The sequence below is a fragment of the Ruminococcus sp. 8Y-12 genome (assembly GCF_058119865.1).
Genome location: NZ_CM176623.1, coordinates 2,303,301 through 2,318,257, shown reverse-complemented (window position 1 = coordinate 2,318,257; position 14,957 = coordinate 2,303,301). Strand labels below are relative to the sequence as shown.

Sequence of the window (14,957 nt, the reverse complement as noted above, 5' to 3'; positions counted from 1 at the left end):
GATGGTTATATAAGATGCATTGCACATCTTGGCTGCCATGTCAATACCTAAAGCAGAAATAAAACCAACAAAAATATCACTCGTTATTTGTGCATTATTTAGTTGTCAAGGTGCGTAATATCTAAAGTTGATGACATTGCCCTTCGCTTCCCAGCTGATAGTCAAAGGATACATAGTAGGTCTTTCCTGCTTCAAAGTGGAAGTTCTGCGGTATTGTCTGGTATATCATGGAATTATTCTGGGTCAGTCCGTTGATCTTCACTGACCAGTTTCCATCCAGTACATCATTCACTTGTTTATCTTTGTATCCTGCGTTTGAAAACGGCTCATGTGCCTCTGACAGATGAATCCGGTTGTCGGTAACCCATCCTGCATATCCGTTATTCGGTCCTGAAATTACAAATGGCCAGATACCCTGCACATTATTCTCGAAATCATTGTGGACTGCTGTAATAATTCCGTCCTCATCGGTTGAGAGCACAGCGTCCATATCTGTTTCCACTACACGCACATCGTCAAAGTAGGTTGCACCTGCTCCTGCCTCACGGCTCAGGGTCAGTGTTGTCTCTCCCTCTTCAGGTGCTGTGAAGAATACGTACATATTCTGGAAGTAGCTTGCGTTACTGCCTGATACCGTTGCGCCGCTTCCCATGTGATGCTGGTCAGAGGATACCATATTGTGGACAAAGGACCGCTCTGTATAGTTAGTGCCCAGCACCTTTCCACCGTTTTCGATGGTCATGTGTGCCTTCGCATCGCTTCGGTTATCCACTCCTATATATATTGCATACTTCTTTCCTTTTTCCAGACCAGTCAGTGCCTTACTTGTAACAGACACTTCCCCATCCAGCTTCAGCATTCTGTTTGCACTGGTGTTTTCTGCGATCTCAGCAGTTCCTTCTCCAGCTTTTGTCCAGTAGTTTGACAATACTTCCGGATCATTGAATCCCATATCGTAAATATATTCAGAGGACTGCCAATCTACGGACAACTGGGCTGCTTCTCCTTTATAGATTACGTATGCGGTCTCAGCTTCCACATCTTCCAGTGTAATCTGATTGTCTGTCACATTTACAACCTTCTTATCTGTCTTGCCGTCCTGTGTAAGCTTATAAACTACGACATTTGAAAGATCTGACCACTCTTTGGGAAGTGTCCAGGTGGTAGTTCCGCCCAGTGTGTTCCAGTGGTACAGTTTCATCTCATCGTCTGCCAGTCTCTCTCCAGCAATATCCCAATACCACGGAACCAAGTAAGTCTCATTTCCTTTGATAGAATCGTCACCGCTTGTCACAGAACCTTTCGCAATCTCCACACCATCCATTGTGATCGTTCTGCTTCTGTAGTTAGACAGATCACTGTGGTCTGTAGAGTCCCTGGTGACTACGATCTCGGTATCATCTGTTGCATCCTCTGTATTTTTCAATGTAATCTGTTTTGTCGGCAGCCAGGTATGTGTATGTGTATCTTGATTTATCTTATGGGTAAACTGATACCTGTCAGATTCCGGAGCATCCACCCACTTAACCACCTGGTAGTGCTGCAGGAATTTCGTAACAATGTTGTGACGGAACATCTTTGTGATGTAGCTGTCATAATCTGTACGGCCTGACCAACCCTCAAAGTCTATCATGGTTAAACCACCCAGAAGAGGTGCATCCGCTTCGCCGCCGTAGCTGGCATAATCTCCAATCCATGAATCTTTCTGATGGTTGCGGAGGAATCTCATCACTTCACTGTTCTGACCTTTTGCCGCAGCATGGCCATATTTTAAATCCGCTGCCCAGTGCTGCAAAGTGGAATCATACTCCATAGTGGAACCCCACTCTGTGGTAAAGCGCCATCCAAGATCATTGATCTGTTTTGCTATCTGTCTGGATTCCCAGGAATCCTCTGGGTTTGTAGTAGTGTAATTGCCCCATACATCCAGGTAAATATAGTTCAAGCCTGGTGTCGCAGAGGTAAGATTTCCAGCTCCCACCTGATCATATAACTCCTGCAGACGGTTCGCTCTCGCACCGCTGCCCAAATCATAGTAGGAATTGATACCAATACCCTGATCCAGCCAGTTCCAACCATAGTTTCCTGCGGACAGATCGTAGCTGAATGCTTTTGCCTCCGGATACATTTCACTGGCATTGATATGTACACCGAATTCAGCTCCAAGCTTCTGGCCTTCCGCAATCAAAGTGTTCATGTCATCGGCTCCACCGATACGCTTACCAATATCACCATAGTCCGGATGTCCGGAGTCATGTCCCTCAGAGCCATATCCTTTTAGGATGATAGCCTGTCCCAGTCCATCCGTGCTCAGATATACTTTTTTAACCCCATCCAGGGTTGTCAGGAATGGGTTCGCTGCCTGGCTTCCAAAGTTCATAGCAATACGCTGGTTTACCAACTCCGGAACTTCTTCTGCTCCCTGGGGTGTATGCATAATTTCGCGGAACGCGATTGCTCCGTCCTGCCAGTCAACCATTTGGTCGTCATTCATGTCTGATGCAATGGCTATCTTGGCGCTGGGCATGTCGGTATGTTCCACTACATAGCTGATGGATTGTCCTGTCTTCTGGTTCAGCTTGGTTGTAATCTTCCTGTCATAATACCAAACTGCACTGGACAGTCCTACTGACTTGCTTTCATCCCCAACTGAAACATTTGCAAGAACTCGTGTATTGCCGGCTCCTCCGGCTGCTCCTACCGGTGATGCTGCATAAGAGCCTGTATTCTCTGAATTGCTCCACAGACCTGCACTCATCTCCTCATTGGAAACAAATGCATATACGAAATCTTTGCCTGTGAATGTCATATCCTCTTTTACATCAACATAGGTATCTCCACTCACTCCGGTATCACTGGATGTCAAAGCACCTTTCAGGTTTGCCCCCTTCTGAGCGCTGTTCACTGAGATCAGACTGTGGTTCGGGATCTCGATTGTCTGAACGGGATATTTTTCCTGGGTTTTCGTCGTCCCGTCAGCCTGTGCTACGTCCTCGGTATCTTTCAAATTATTCTCAATTTTTGTAATATCAAAGGAAACTATATTTTTCTCTACTTTCAATACCGCAGTAATGACACAGTCAATATGAGCCACCTCATTTTTTAAGGTCATCTCATAGGTAGCTTTATCCGCTTCGAAAGTAGCCTGCAGATTTTGATCAGTAACCTTTATTGGTTTCCCATTGATCTTAATGATGTTAACGCTCTCCGGCTGTCCGTAGAATATCTTTCCTGCCAGATCTCCCTTCATCTCATACCATGCAACGGATGGGAATTTCTCTGCTATCACAACATCCATCTGATCTGATGAGATTTTCTTTGTGGCAAGCTTCTCCAGTTTTGCTGTGAACGAAGTGACCTTCGTCTCATCGTCATCCACCGTCACTGGAATTTCATTCGTCACATAACCAGATTTGCGTACAGTCACAGTATGGTCTCCGGAAACACCTTCGTACACCATGCTGACTTTTCCGCTGGCATCTGTCTTTGCCGTTGTCCCTTCAAGCGAGACCTGGGCATTTTCCAAAGGATTTCCCTCTGCGTCTGTCACGGTTCCTTCCACTTGAAAGGTTTTGACTTCTTTCTGCCCGGAATAATGGATATTACTCAGGTATACATTTGTCAAATTGCTTCCAAATGCACCACATTTAATCGCAATCCGATTCCCCAGGCTGTCTGCGATGCCGCTGAAATCCTCATTCTCAAATACCGTAATTTGCTCTGAACCGCCGGCAACTGCACCGCTGCCGCTGGTGGCAGCCTGAATCTTCAGTGTGGCTTTATGGTCTGCTGTCCACTCAATCCGAACATTTGTGTAGCTGCTCTGTGCTGGTGCCGCAACTCTGCCACCTGTGTACCAAGCACCACCGCCGCCTGTATATTTCTGCCAGAACCAGCCTGACGCATCATAACCTAAAAACATGCCATTCCCAGGATCTTTATATCCGAGCATGATTCCAAATCTGGTATTTGCCGGAGTTGTTCCAGGGAAAAGTGTAAACTCAAAATATCCCTCTTTCGTAAAGTCAAAGGTTGTTGGATTTACAAACATTGCCGGATATTTTGCAGGGTTATTATGTACATTGTCATTGGAAGAGCCAGCCACTAAATGCAGAAACGTATTACTGTATATTTCGTTAACCGCGTCATCGCTTAAGTTAGTAGCAGGGTCCAGTTCCCATTTGTCATAAATTCCATTTGAAAGAACCCTTGCGGCCCTTCCCTCTGCCTGTGTCGGTACCTCAGGAACACTTACTGTCTGAAGTTCATTAGCCTCGCTCTCTCCTTTAGCCTCTGCCTCCTCAGTATCCAAGAGTTCTTCCTCTTCAACTGCTGCACTGTTTACATCCTGCGTCTCATCCGCAACTGAAATCTCTGCCGCAGAGGCAGTCATAGGGGCCGCGGAAGTTGCAATCATACTGGCCGCCAACACGATACTCAGCAGCTTCGTTACACTACGCTTCTTCATAACCTATACCTCCATTTTTCTAATGCGGGGATCTCTTTTGCCGAGTCATGTGCCGGCGATGACCAGCAAAAAAAAGCCCCACATTATTTACGTGCATCAAACAACCTTAAGGTTCTTTCATTATCGCATAGTTAACATTTTTCATCAATATCGCTGGATAATTTATACATTTCTGTGCAAATTATATATTATTTTGTGCAACACTTTTTCCGCAATGGTTACTTTCTTTATTTTGCAAAATTTATGCATTCCATTTTTATCTGTTTTTTATAAACAAAATAAATTTTTACTCAAGAGGTGCTTCCTAAAAACTGTTTTTTCTCCCAAATTATTTTTACCGACATAAAGCCATTGCCCAACTGTCTCCAGTTAAAGGCAATGGCTATACAAGATCATATCTCTATATTTACAAATTCTTCACCGCAGCAATATCCACCAGGGTCAATTTCTTGATATCCGTATTCTCCAGGCTGGTAATCAGTGCCTTGGCCGTATCCATAGCAGTCAGCACATTCACGCCGGTCTCTATGGCATTTCTGCGGATCAAAAAGCCGTCTTTCGCCCGCTCCACTCCCTGGGAGGGGGTATCGATAACAAGGTCTATCTCATGTCCCAGGATAAGGTCCATGAGGTTCGGGGCCTCCTGCTCGATTTTATTTGTTCGTACCGCATGGACTCCCCCGGCCTGCAGGGCCTTTGCAGTGCTTCGGGTGGCATAGATCCGGTAGCCTATGGCCTCAAAGCGTCTCGCAATCTCCACAGCCTCCGGCTTATCCGCATCCTTTACCGTCATAATCATCTTTTTGTGCCTGGGAAGGTTGATTCCTGCTCCCAAAAATGCCTTGTAGAGGGCCTCATTAAAGGTTTTTGCGATTCCGAGGCATTCGCCTGTGGATTTCATTTCTGGTCCCAGGCTAATGTCCGCGCCGCGTATTTTCTCAAAAGAGAACACCGGCATCTTGATGGCAATGTACTCCGCCTCCGGAGCAAGCCCGGTAGGATACCCCAGTTCCTTTATCTTGTGTCCCAGGATCACCTTGGTGGCCAGGGGCACGATAGGGATTCCGGTAACCTTGCTGATATAGGGAACCGTACGGCTGGATCTTGGATTCACCTCTATCACGTATACCTGGTTGTCGGAGACGATGAACTGGATGTTGATCAGACCGATTACATTCAGTGACCTGGCCAGTTTTCTGGTATAGTCCACTATGGTGGCCTTCACTCCCTCGTTCAGGCTCTGGGCCGGATACACGGAGATACTGTCTCCGGAGTGGATTCCCGCCCGCTCAATGTGCTCCATGATGCCGGGTATGAGTATATCCTCCCCGTCGCAAACTGCATCCACTTCGATTTCCTTGCCCACCAGGTATTTATCCACCAGTATGGGATGCTCCTGCGCAATCCGGTTGATGATTCCGATAAACTCATCCACGTCCTCGTCACTGATCGCGATCTGCATTCCCTGGCCGCCCAGCACATAGGAGGGGCGCACCAGAACAGGGTAGCCCAGCTCATTGGCAGCCTTTTTGGCCTCCTCAGCCGTAAATACCGTATGTCCGGCCGGTCTTGGTATCCCGCATTTTTCCAAAATACCGTCAAACAGCTCCCGGTCCTCCGCCGCGTCCACATTTTCCGCGGAGGTCCCCAGAATGGGCACTCCCATCTTCATCAGAGCCTCCGTCAGCTTGATGGCTGTCTGTCCTCCGAACTGCACCACCGCTCCGTCAGGTTTCTCCAAATTTACGATGCTCTCCACATCCTCCGGGGTCAGCGGCTCAAAATACAGTTTATCCGCTATGTCAAAGTCCGTGGAAACCGTCTCCGGATTGTTGTTCACAATGATGGTTTCATATCCTTCTTTCGCGAAAGCCCAGGTACAGTGCACGGAACAGAAGTCAAACTCGATTCCCTGACCAATCCGTATAGGACCAGACCCCAAGACCAGGACCTTTTTGCGGCCGCTTGTCTGCACTGCCTCGTTCTCACTTCCAAATACGGAATAGTAGTAGGGTGTCTCCGCGGCAAACTCCGCCGCGCAGGTATCTACCATTTTGTAGGCGGCTGTGATGCCGTTTTTATAGCGCATTTCCTTGACGGATTCCTCTGTCTTTCCGGATAGCTTTGCAATGACGCTGTCCGGAAATTCAATGCGCTTGGCCTCCTTTAAAAGCTCAGGAGTTAGCTCCCGGTCCTTTAAATCCTGCTCCATCTCCACCAGAATGGCTATTTTATCGATAAACCACAGGTCAATCTTGGTGATCTCATGGATTTCTTCATAGGAAAGTCCTTTTCTCACAGCTTCTGCGATCACCCAGATCCTCCGGTCATCCACAACCTTCAGCTGCTTGCGCAGTCCATCCCCATCCAGATGCGTAAAGTCATAGGACATCAGGGAGTCCACATGCTGCTCCAGGGAGCGGATCGCTTTCATCAAAGCGCCCTCAAAGTTATCGCAGATACTCATAACCTCGCCGGTGGCCTTCATCTGTGTGGTCAGGGTTCGCTTAGCGCTGATAAATTTATCAAAGGGAAGTCTCGGTATTTTAACTACACAGTAGTCCAGCATGGGCTCAAAGCTGGCATACGTCTTTCCCGTGATGGCATTTTTAATCTCGTCTAAAGTATACCCCAGAGCGATTTTCGCAGCAACCTTGGCAATCGGGTATCCGGTTGCCTTGGATGCCAGGGCCGAGGAACGGCTCACGCGGGGATTCACCTCAATGACACAGTACTCAAAGCTGTCCGGGTTTAATGCATACTGCACGTTGCAGCCCCCGGTAATGTTCAGTTCGCTGATGATATTCAGGGCTGAGGTGCGCAGCATCTGGTATTCCTTGTCCCCCAGTGTCTGAGAGGGCGCCACCACTATGCTGTCCCCGGTGTGCACGCCCACCGGATCAATATTCTCCATGTTGCAGACAGTGATACAGTTTCCATTGCCATCCCTCATCACCTCGTACTCGATCTCTTTCCATCCGGCAATGCAGCGCTCTACAAGCACCTGACCTACCCTGGACAGGCGAAGGCCGTTTTCCAGGATTTCTACCAGCTCCTCATAGCTTTCTGCAATACCCCCGCCGCTTCCGCCCAGCGTATATGCAGGCCTCAGCACCACCGGATAGCCGATCTTTTTGGCAAATTCCACACCATCTTCCACGTTTTCCACTACCAGGGAGGGCGCCACCGGCTCTCCAATCTTCTCCATGGTACTTTTGAACTCTAAGCGGTCCTCGGCCTTCTTGATGGTCTCAGAGGTGGTTCCAATAAGACGCACACCATTCTCCCTTAAAAATCCTGCCTCCTCCAGCTCCATGGCCAGATTCAGCCCTGCCTGGCCTCCCAGGGTGGGAAGCACACTGTCCGGTCTCTCCTTTAAAATCAGCTGTTCCACAACCTCCACAGTCAGAGGCTCAATGTATACCTTATCCGCAATGTCCTTATCTGTCATGATGGTAGCGGGATTGGAGTTCAGCAGAACTACCTCAATGCCCTCCTCCTTCAGGGAGCGGCAGGCCTGGGTTCCAGCATAGTCAAATTCTGCTGCCTGTCCGATCACGATTGGACCTGAGCCAATTACTAGTACTTTTTTGATATCCGGGTTCTTGGGCATTATTTTGTCACCTCCATCATTTTCATAAAGCGGTCAAAGAGATATCCCGAATCCAGAGGCCCAGGACATGCTTCCGGGTGAAACTGTACCGTAAAGATATTCTTTCCAGTGTACTTCAGCCCTTCGTTTGTCCCGTCATTCACATTGACAAAGGCCGGGACAGCTACGGATGGGTCCAGATTCTGAGTATCCACCACATAGCCATGGTTCTGGGATGAGATGTAGACTCTGCTGGTCTCTAGATCCTTTACCGGGTGATTTCCTCCGCGGTGGCCGTATTTCATCTTGTGGGTGTCCGCACCGTTTGCCAGAGCCATGAGCTGATGCCCCAGGCAGATTGCAAATATGGGAATGTCTGTTTGATAGAGTTTCCTAATTTCTTCTATTATAGATGTACACTCCTTTGGATCTCCAGGTCCATTGGAGAGCATGATGCCGTCCGGTTTGGAGGCTATGATCTCTTCTGCTGTGGTGAGTGCGGGATACACGGTCACCTGGCAGCCTCTCTGGTTCAGACTGCGGGCAATATTTTTCTTTGCTCCCAGGTCCAAAAGCGCCACCTTAGGCCCCTCTCCATCCAGCACATATTTCTCTTCACAGGTCACTTTTTCCACCACTTTTCCGGTGGCGTAGGCCTTCAGGCTGGAAAGAACCTCCCTCAGACTGTAGTCTGCGTTTGTGGTGATCATCCCGTTCATGGTTCCCTTCTCACGCAGAATCTTGGTGAGCGCTCTGGTGTCAATCCCGCAGATTCCCGGAATATCGTGCTTAACAAGAAAGTCCTGAATGCTCCCTTGGCTCCTAAAATTGCTGGGGACACGTGAAAGCTCTCTCACAATATAGCCGTCCGGCCATGGCCTTGCAGACTCCATATCCTCATGGCAAATACCATAGTTACCGATGAGCGGATAGGTCATGACAACTGCCTGCCCAGCGTAAGATGGGTCGGTCAGCACCTCCAAATATCCTGTCATGGACGTGTTAAATACGATTTCGCTGATGATTTCTTTCTCTGCTCCAATGCTGGTGCCTGTGAAAACAGTGCCGTCTTCCAATATTAGAAAAGCTTTCATGTGCTGCCTGCTCCTTTCAGTATTTTATAGTAAAGATGGTCGTGTAAAGTAGTATGGTAGGATTTGCGCAAAAAAAAAGAGAACGCCGGTCAGAGGCTACCTATAGGCGCACTTCCGTTTGCCTATTGCTCTCCCTTGACCTATAGGTTCTCAAATTGTTAAGATTCTAACATATCTGAAAGAACTTTTCAAGACTTTTTTCTTAGAATTCTATTTCCTGACTCTCTTTCTGCACGTTTGGTCTTCTCATATCCTTTAATTTTTCTGCATAGACTTTATTATATCTTCTACAATTATAGAGAGGTTTTACATGTTAGATATTAATAAACTCACTTACTCTGATTCAGCCCCCTATCCAGAAATAAAAGTATGCGGACAGAATTACCGCTATGCAGGCTGGATGCTGGACAATGTAGGCGGCTCTAATTCCGAAATGTCTGCCGTCAGCCTTTATCTTTACAACAACCTTATAACAGACTGCCATTTTGAGGATATCGCCGCTATTTTTCACAAGATCAGTATTGTGGAAATGCACCACCTGGAGATTTTTGGAAAGCTGGCACTTGAATTGGGGGAGGACCCCAGACTTTGGACCCGCTGCCGCAGCCGCAAGGTCTACTGGACTCCAGGCTATAACCAATATCCCACTGTACTTTCTCCTCTCGTCCGCAATGCCTTGTCCGGAGAATTAGCTGCCATTGAAAAGTATGAAAACCAGATTCGTTCTATTGATGACCCCTGCATTGTGGAAAATCTAAAGCGCATTGTGGCGGATGAACAGATACATGTAGAACTTTTTAAAGAAATCATTGCTATTTATGATCTTTAGCAGCAACACACTTTAAATTGTTGTTGCATTTTCTCTTCAAAGTGGTATAATATCCTCATGGAAACGGAAGCATAGCTCAGCTGGGATGAGCGTTCGCCTCACACGCGAAAGGTCAGGAGTTCGAGCCTCCTTGCTTCCATCGAGAACCGTGCATGTGGCAGTGTTTTCGCAATATGAGGTTTAAAAAGGTAATCAAGCAATTGGTTACCTTTTTTCATGCTATTTATCTATCTTTTCTGCCACAGAACGGCAAATCTGCATAAGCTCCCTGGCTGATTTTGCCAGAAACTTGTTTTTGTGCCATACGATATAGTTTTCCCGGACAAAGGATTCATCTATTATCTCCCGTGTGGCAACCGTTCCCGCCTGAATATCCTTTCTAACAAGCTGTTCCGGCAAAAATGATATGCCAACTCCCGCACTGACTGCCTGAATAATTGCCTGTGTACTGGTACTCTCCCAGGCAGGCTCCAGTGAAAGGCCATGTACAGCGAATATGTGGTTTAAATAAGACCTGCAAACGCTCCCGTTTTCCCGAAGCAGAAAACGAGAGCGTCTTAAATCATGCAGCCTAAGTGTATCTACCTTGCAGAGAGGGTCGTCCGGTGGCAGAATCAGAACAAGACGGTCCTCAGCGAATTTTTCTTTATGCAGATGTTCCTCAGCTATGCTTCCGTCAATCATAGCCAAATCCAGCTGATTGTTCAGCAGTTTTTGCTTGAGCTGCTCCCCGTTTGAAATAGTGACTTTTATCTTCAGATCAGGATGCTCGTTTTGGAAACTTGCCACTACCTTAGGCATCAGCAGATTTCCCAGCCTGATGCTGGCTCCCACCCTGAGAATGCCAAATTCATCCCAATTGCGAAATTCCATTTCCATTGTATCAAATGAATTTACGAGCTGTAGAGCGTGTGTGTAAAACTGTCTCCCGCTTTCTGTCACATACAGCCTATGTTTAAAGCGCTCGAAGAGATGAATGCCATAATACTGTTCTATTTCCTGTACGGCTCGTGTCACCGTAGGCTGTGTCATGTGCAAAAGTTCAGCCGCGCGGGTAACGCTCTCTTCCTGATAAACAGCTATAAATACTTTTAAATGGCGTAATGTCATATCCCCCTCCAATCATGCCCATATCGGCATCTTCTTAATCCGATAATAGCATTTTACATATCAGATTGCAAGGTGTATTTTTAGAGTAAGGAGGGGTGCACATGAAATCAAAAGAAGGCAAAAAAATCAGTTGGAAAACCCTGCGAAGTTTATTTTTCAGCACTCTTTATATTAGTTCTTTTACTTTCGGTGGGGGATTTGTAATCATTACATTTATGAAACGCAAGTTTGTGGATGAACTGCACTGGATTGATGAACAGGAGATGCTTGATTTGGCCGCATTGGCACAATCCTCCCCAGGGGCTATTGCTGTAAATGCTTCCATCCTGGTTGGCTGGCGCGTAGCCGGATTTAGCGGAATGCTTACTGCAGTTCTGGGAACCATTATTCCGCCCATGGTCATTCTTTCAATCATTTCCTTTTTCTATACAGCCTTTGCCTCAAATACATATGTAGCTCTGGTACTAAAAGGAATGCAGGCAGGAGTAGCTGCTGTTATCTTGAATGTGGTTTCGGATCTTGGATTTAAAGTTATTAACAACCGTTCCGTCATCCACATCGCTGTTATGGTCCTAGCCTTCCTTGCCACTTTCTTTTTGCACTGTAATGTCATCTACATCATTCTGGCTGCTTCTTTCGTAGGGATTGGAACAGAGCTGTGGAAATACAGAAAGGGGGAGAAATTATGATTTATTGGCAGTTGTTTCTCAGCTTCCTTCAGGTTGGTCTCTTCAGTATCGGGGGAGGTTATGCGGCTATGCCTCTGATCCAAAGTCAGGTCGTAGAACAGCATGCCTGGCTTACCATGAATGAATTTACGGATCTGATTACGATTGCGGAGATGACTCCCGGGCCGATTGCAGTAAACTCGGCTACCTTTGTCGGAATCCGCATTGCAGGAGCACCTGGAGCGGTTATAGCCACATTGGGCTGCATTCTGCCGTCCTGTATCATCGTATCTCTTTTGGCATTTATCTATTATCGCTACAAAAATGTCTCAATTATACAGAGCGTGCTTGCCAGCCTTCGTCCCGCTGTGGTTGCTCTGATTGCATCGGCCGGACTGTCGATCCTGCTGCAGGTGGCTTTTCAGGGAACAGCCTTTGGATGGGGTAATCTAAATCGTGTCGGTCTCCTGCTATTTGCCGGAGCTTTCTTTCTCCTGAAAAAATTTAAATGGAATCCCATTCTGGTTATGAGCCTTTGCGGTGCAGCCGGACTTGTCATAAACTTACTTTTCGTTTAAAGGGAGGGAATCATTATGTTATGGTATGTAAAAAAAGGATTGGTAAAAAGTGTACTCTATCATGAAGATCATTTGCCCATGTCCTATATCCGCTGGCACGAAGGAGACTACTTGATCTCCGACGCGGATGGAAAACAGCAGTTCAAAGTCAGCAGACTATCACCTCAATCACTGCATATTCAAGGAAGCGCAAAGGAAGGGACAGCTATAATCGTATATGGAGAAAGTGATTTTCTAATGCGTCCGCCCCGGGCAGAGCAGCTTACTATGTTATGGGAAGATGCTGTTATCACCATAAAACAATCTGAAAAGCGAGATTTCTTACTGTTTTCCGGCGAAACCACTATGGGCAGCATAACAGGTATGTTTAAACACACAGTAAAGATAAGTTTAAATAAAAATTGGCCTCCTGATTTTGCTGCTCTGCTTTATGTGCTGTCCCTGTTTATGTATCACGAAGACGACGTAAACTTAGTCTGAAGCCATCTCATATCAATATGGGTTCAAGAATGCCTCTGAAAGCCATAGGTTTCGCAAGAAAAGATGTTAAAATTCCACGAAGTATTTTGGCATCTTCTCTTGCGTTTATCGTATTTTGGAGTATAATATATTACATGGGTGGATCGTAACTCCTTTAACAGAAATTCAAGCAAGCACTATTACGGGGATATAGCTCAGTTGGGAGAGCGATACGTTCGCAACGTATAGGTCACGAGTTCGAGTCTCGCTATCTCCATTCCACCCAATTACGGCCAGGTCATTTGCAGAAAATGACCTGGTCATTTTTGATGTGCTCAAAAGGTGTAATATCTTTCAAGAAATCCGGGATTCTAAATGTTACAATAGAGAAAATTACAAGGAGGACACGCCATGCTCAACGAACAGGAACAGCGTCACGTCTACTATGACCGTGATCTTCAGATAGAAGCCTACAACTTAAGCGGAATTGTCCAGAAATTTCCCAACCACTTTCACGATTACTATGTCATTGGATTTGTGGAGGGAGGAAGCCGTCATCTCTGGTGCAAGGGCAACGAATACGATCTCACTGTGGGAGACCTGATTCTCTTTAATCCCAGGGATAACCACTACTGTGCCCCGATGAACGGAGAGATTCTGGACTACCGGGCTGTGAACATTAACCCAGATGTCATGTGCCGGGCTGTGAAAGAAATCACCGGCCAGTCCTTCTCCCCCTACTTCTCCCAAAACGTGGTCTATGGAAGCGACATCCCCCAGTCTCTGGGAGACTTGTACAACTCTATTCTCGTGGATGCCCCGAAGCTTGAGAAGGAAGAGCTGCTTTTCTTTCTTTTGGAACAAGTGCTTCGGGAATATGCAACTCCCTTTGAGGAGGCACAGATCTCACAGCCCACTGCCCAGACCCAGGACCTGTGCAGGTACATGGAGGAACATTTTTCCGAAAACATCACCCTGGATGACCTGTTGTCCATGACAGACTTCGGAAAATCCTACCTACTGCGCTCCTTCACAAAGCAAGTGGGCGTCTCTCCCTACCGCTACCTTCAGACCGTGCGCTTAGAAAAAGCCAAGAAATTTCTGGAGCAGGGCATCCCGCCCATTGAAGCCTCAGCCCTGGCTGGCTTTTCCGACCAGAGCCACTTCACCAACTTCTTTAAACAGTTCATCGGCCTGACGCCAAAGCAGTACCAAAAAATATTTCAGACAAAGGAGCTTCCAAATGACGAAGAATAACACGCTCACCGGACATCTGTCCGCTCTTATGACCATACTGATCTGGGGAACCACCTTTATCTCGACTAAGGTACTGCTAAAAAGCTTTTCCCCTATTGAAATCCTGTTTATCCGTTTTCTCATCGGATATGCTGCCCTGTGGATAGTATCCAGAAAGAAGCTCACTCCCCGCTCACGCTCTCATGAAGTATATTTTCTTCTGGCAGGGCTGTGCGGGGTATCCCTGTATTATTTGCTGGAAAATATTGCATTGACCTATACCTTGGCGTCAAACGTGGGAGTGATCATCTCCATCGCCCCCTTTTTTACAGCCCTCTTTGAATGTCTCTTTCTCAAAGGGAAACGACCAGGATTCCGCTTTTTTGCAGGCTTTATTCTGGCGATTACCGGCATCTGCCTGATCAGCTTCGGCAGCGGGGATGCCATTTCCATCAATCCCCTGGGAGATCTGCTGGCTGCCGCTGCGGCAGTGGTGTGGGCTGCCTACTCCACCCTGACTAAAAAGATTAGCTCCTTTGGCTATCCCACCATACATACCACCCGGAGAACCTTTTTCTACGGCCTGGTATTCATGATTCCCACTCTCATCAGCATGGGTTTTCATGTGACTTTAAGCCAGTTTACAGATACCACAAATCTGCTGAACCTCCTGTTTCTGGGACTGGGCGCGTCCGCCCTCTGCTTTGTCACCTGGAACCTGGCCGTGCGCATCCTGGGATCTGTAAAGACCAGCGTGTACATCTACATGGTTCCTGTCATTACAACCGTGACCTCCGCACTCATTCTGCATGAGCATATCACCACCGTGGCTCTGTGCGGCATGGGGCTCACACTGGCAGGCCTGTTTCTGTCAGAGAGCAAACAGAAGAAGGCGCTGTCAGCCAATGAATGTATTGATTAGA

The 14,957-nt window shown here is 47.1% G+C and carries 10 protein-coding genes and 2 tRNA genes; 8 read left to right on the top strand and 4 right to left on the bottom strand.

What is annotated here, in order from left to right; all coding sequences use genetic code 11:
• Positions 1-121 precede the first annotated feature (121 nt).
• From AC0THY_RS08570 to AC0THY_RS08560, 3 genes are all read right to left on the bottom strand, one after another.
• Complete coding sequence (locus tag AC0THY_RS08570) at positions 122-4,468, bottom strand: endo-alpha-N-acetylgalactosaminidase family protein (protein ID WP_489994011.1); 4,347 nt, start codon at positions 4,466-4,468, stop codon at positions 122-124.
• Between the two features lie 406 nt (positions 4,469-4,874).
• Positions 4,875-8,081, bottom strand: coding sequence for a carbamoyl-phosphate synthase large subunit (carB, locus tag AC0THY_RS08565; RefSeq protein WP_489994010.1), 3,207 nt, complete (start codon positions 8,079-8,081; stop codon positions 4,875-4,877).
• A complete protein-coding gene (locus AC0THY_RS08560) occupies positions 8,081-9,154 on the bottom strand; it encodes a carbamoyl phosphate synthase small subunit (protein WP_489994009.1) in 1,074 nt (357 codons plus the stop codon). Before AC0THY_RS08560 ends, carB begins: the two co-directional genes overlap by 1 nt.
• Positions 9,155-9,464: 310 nt before the next feature.
• Here AC0THY_RS08560 and AC0THY_RS08555 point away from each other — a divergent pair, with 310 nt between their 5' ends.
• Both AC0THY_RS08555 and AC0THY_RS08550 read left to right on the top strand, forming a co-directional pair.
• On the top strand, positions 9,465-9,983 hold the full coding sequence (locus AC0THY_RS08555) for a ferritin-like domain-containing protein (protein WP_489994008.1): 519 nt from the start codon (positions 9,465-9,467) through the stop codon (positions 9,981-9,983).
• A 65-nt stretch (positions 9,984-10,048) separates the two neighbouring features.
• Positions 10,049-10,122: transfer RNA gene (locus tag AC0THY_RS08550), tRNA-Val, on the top strand.
• 80 nt (positions 10,123-10,202) lie between these two features.
• Here the strand turns inward: AC0THY_RS08550 and AC0THY_RS08545 are convergent.
• On the bottom strand, positions 10,203-11,093 hold the full coding sequence (locus AC0THY_RS08545) for a LysR family transcriptional regulator (protein WP_489994007.1): 891 nt from the start codon (positions 11,091-11,093) through the stop codon (positions 10,203-10,205).
• 101 nt (positions 11,094-11,194) lie between these two features.
• On the opposite strand from AC0THY_RS08545, the gene AC0THY_RS08540 reads away from it, so the two are divergent.
• The 6 genes from AC0THY_RS08540 (at position 11,195) to AC0THY_RS08515 (ending at position 14,956) form a co-directional block, all read left to right on the top strand.
• A complete protein-coding gene (locus AC0THY_RS08540; RefSeq protein WP_489994006.1) occupies positions 11,195-11,782 on the top strand; it encodes a chromate transporter in 588 nt (195 codons plus the stop codon).
• Positions 11,779-12,339, top strand: a complete 561-nt coding sequence (locus tag AC0THY_RS08535) for a chromate transporter (protein ID WP_489994005.1) — start codon at positions 11,779-11,781, stop codon at positions 12,337-12,339. The genes AC0THY_RS08540 and AC0THY_RS08535 overlap by 4 nt, the downstream gene beginning before the upstream one ends.
• A gap of 15 nt (positions 12,340-12,354) precedes the next feature.
• On the top strand, positions 12,355-12,819 hold the full coding sequence (locus tag AC0THY_RS08530; RefSeq protein ID WP_489994004.1) for a hypothetical protein: 465 nt from the start codon (positions 12,355-12,357) through the stop codon (positions 12,817-12,819).
• A gap of 183 nt (positions 12,820-13,002) precedes the next feature.
• Positions 13,003-13,075: transfer RNA gene (locus tag AC0THY_RS08525), tRNA-Ala, on the top strand.
• A 134-nt stretch (positions 13,076-13,209) separates the two neighbouring features.
• Entirely contained in the window at positions 13,210-14,055 is an 846-nt protein-coding gene (locus AC0THY_RS08520) for an AraC family transcriptional regulator (RefSeq protein ID WP_489994003.1), read from the top strand.
• Positions 14,042-14,956, top strand: a complete 915-nt coding sequence (locus tag AC0THY_RS08515) for a DMT family transporter (protein ID WP_489994002.1) — start codon at positions 14,042-14,044, stop codon at positions 14,954-14,956. Before AC0THY_RS08520 ends, AC0THY_RS08515 begins: the two co-directional genes overlap by 14 nt.
• Position 14,957 lies beyond the last annotated feature (1 nt).

What these genes read in the sequence shown, in the direction of transcription:
- AC0THY_RS08570 (WP_489994011.1), bottom strand. Translation starts at nt 4,468, where the DNA reads ATGAAGAAGCGTAGTGTAACGAAGCTGCTGAGTATCGTGTTGGCGGCC.
- carB (WP_489994010.1), bottom strand. Translation starts at nt 8,081, where the DNA reads ATGCCCAAGAACCCGGATATCAAAAAAGTACTAGTAATTGGCTCAGGT.
- AC0THY_RS08560 (WP_489994009.1), bottom strand. Translation starts at nt 9,154, where the DNA reads ATGAAAGCTTTTCTAATATTGGAAGACGGCACTGTTTTCACAGGCACC.
- AC0THY_RS08555 (WP_489994008.1), top strand. Translation starts at nt 9,465, where the DNA reads ATGTTAGATATTAATAAACTCACTTACTCTGATTCAGCCCCCTATCCA.
- AC0THY_RS08545 (WP_489994007.1), bottom strand. Translation starts at nt 11,093, where the DNA reads ATGACATTACGCCATTTAAAAGTATTTATAGCTGTTTATCAGGAAGAG.
- AC0THY_RS08540 (WP_489994006.1), top strand. Translation starts at nt 11,195, where the DNA reads ATGAAATCAAAAGAAGGCAAAAAAATCAGTTGGAAAACCCTGCGAAGT.
- AC0THY_RS08535 (WP_489994005.1), top strand. Translation starts at nt 11,779, where the DNA reads ATGATTTATTGGCAGTTGTTTCTCAGCTTCCTTCAGGTTGGTCTCTTC.
- AC0THY_RS08530 (WP_489994004.1), top strand. Translation starts at nt 12,355, where the DNA reads ATGTTATGGTATGTAAAAAAAGGATTGGTAAAAAGTGTACTCTATCAT.
- AC0THY_RS08520 (WP_489994003.1), top strand. Translation starts at nt 13,210, where the DNA reads ATGCTCAACGAACAGGAACAGCGTCACGTCTACTATGACCGTGATCTT.
- AC0THY_RS08515 (WP_489994002.1), top strand. Translation starts at nt 14,042, where the DNA reads ATGACGAAGAATAACACGCTCACCGGACATCTGTCCGCTCTTATGACC.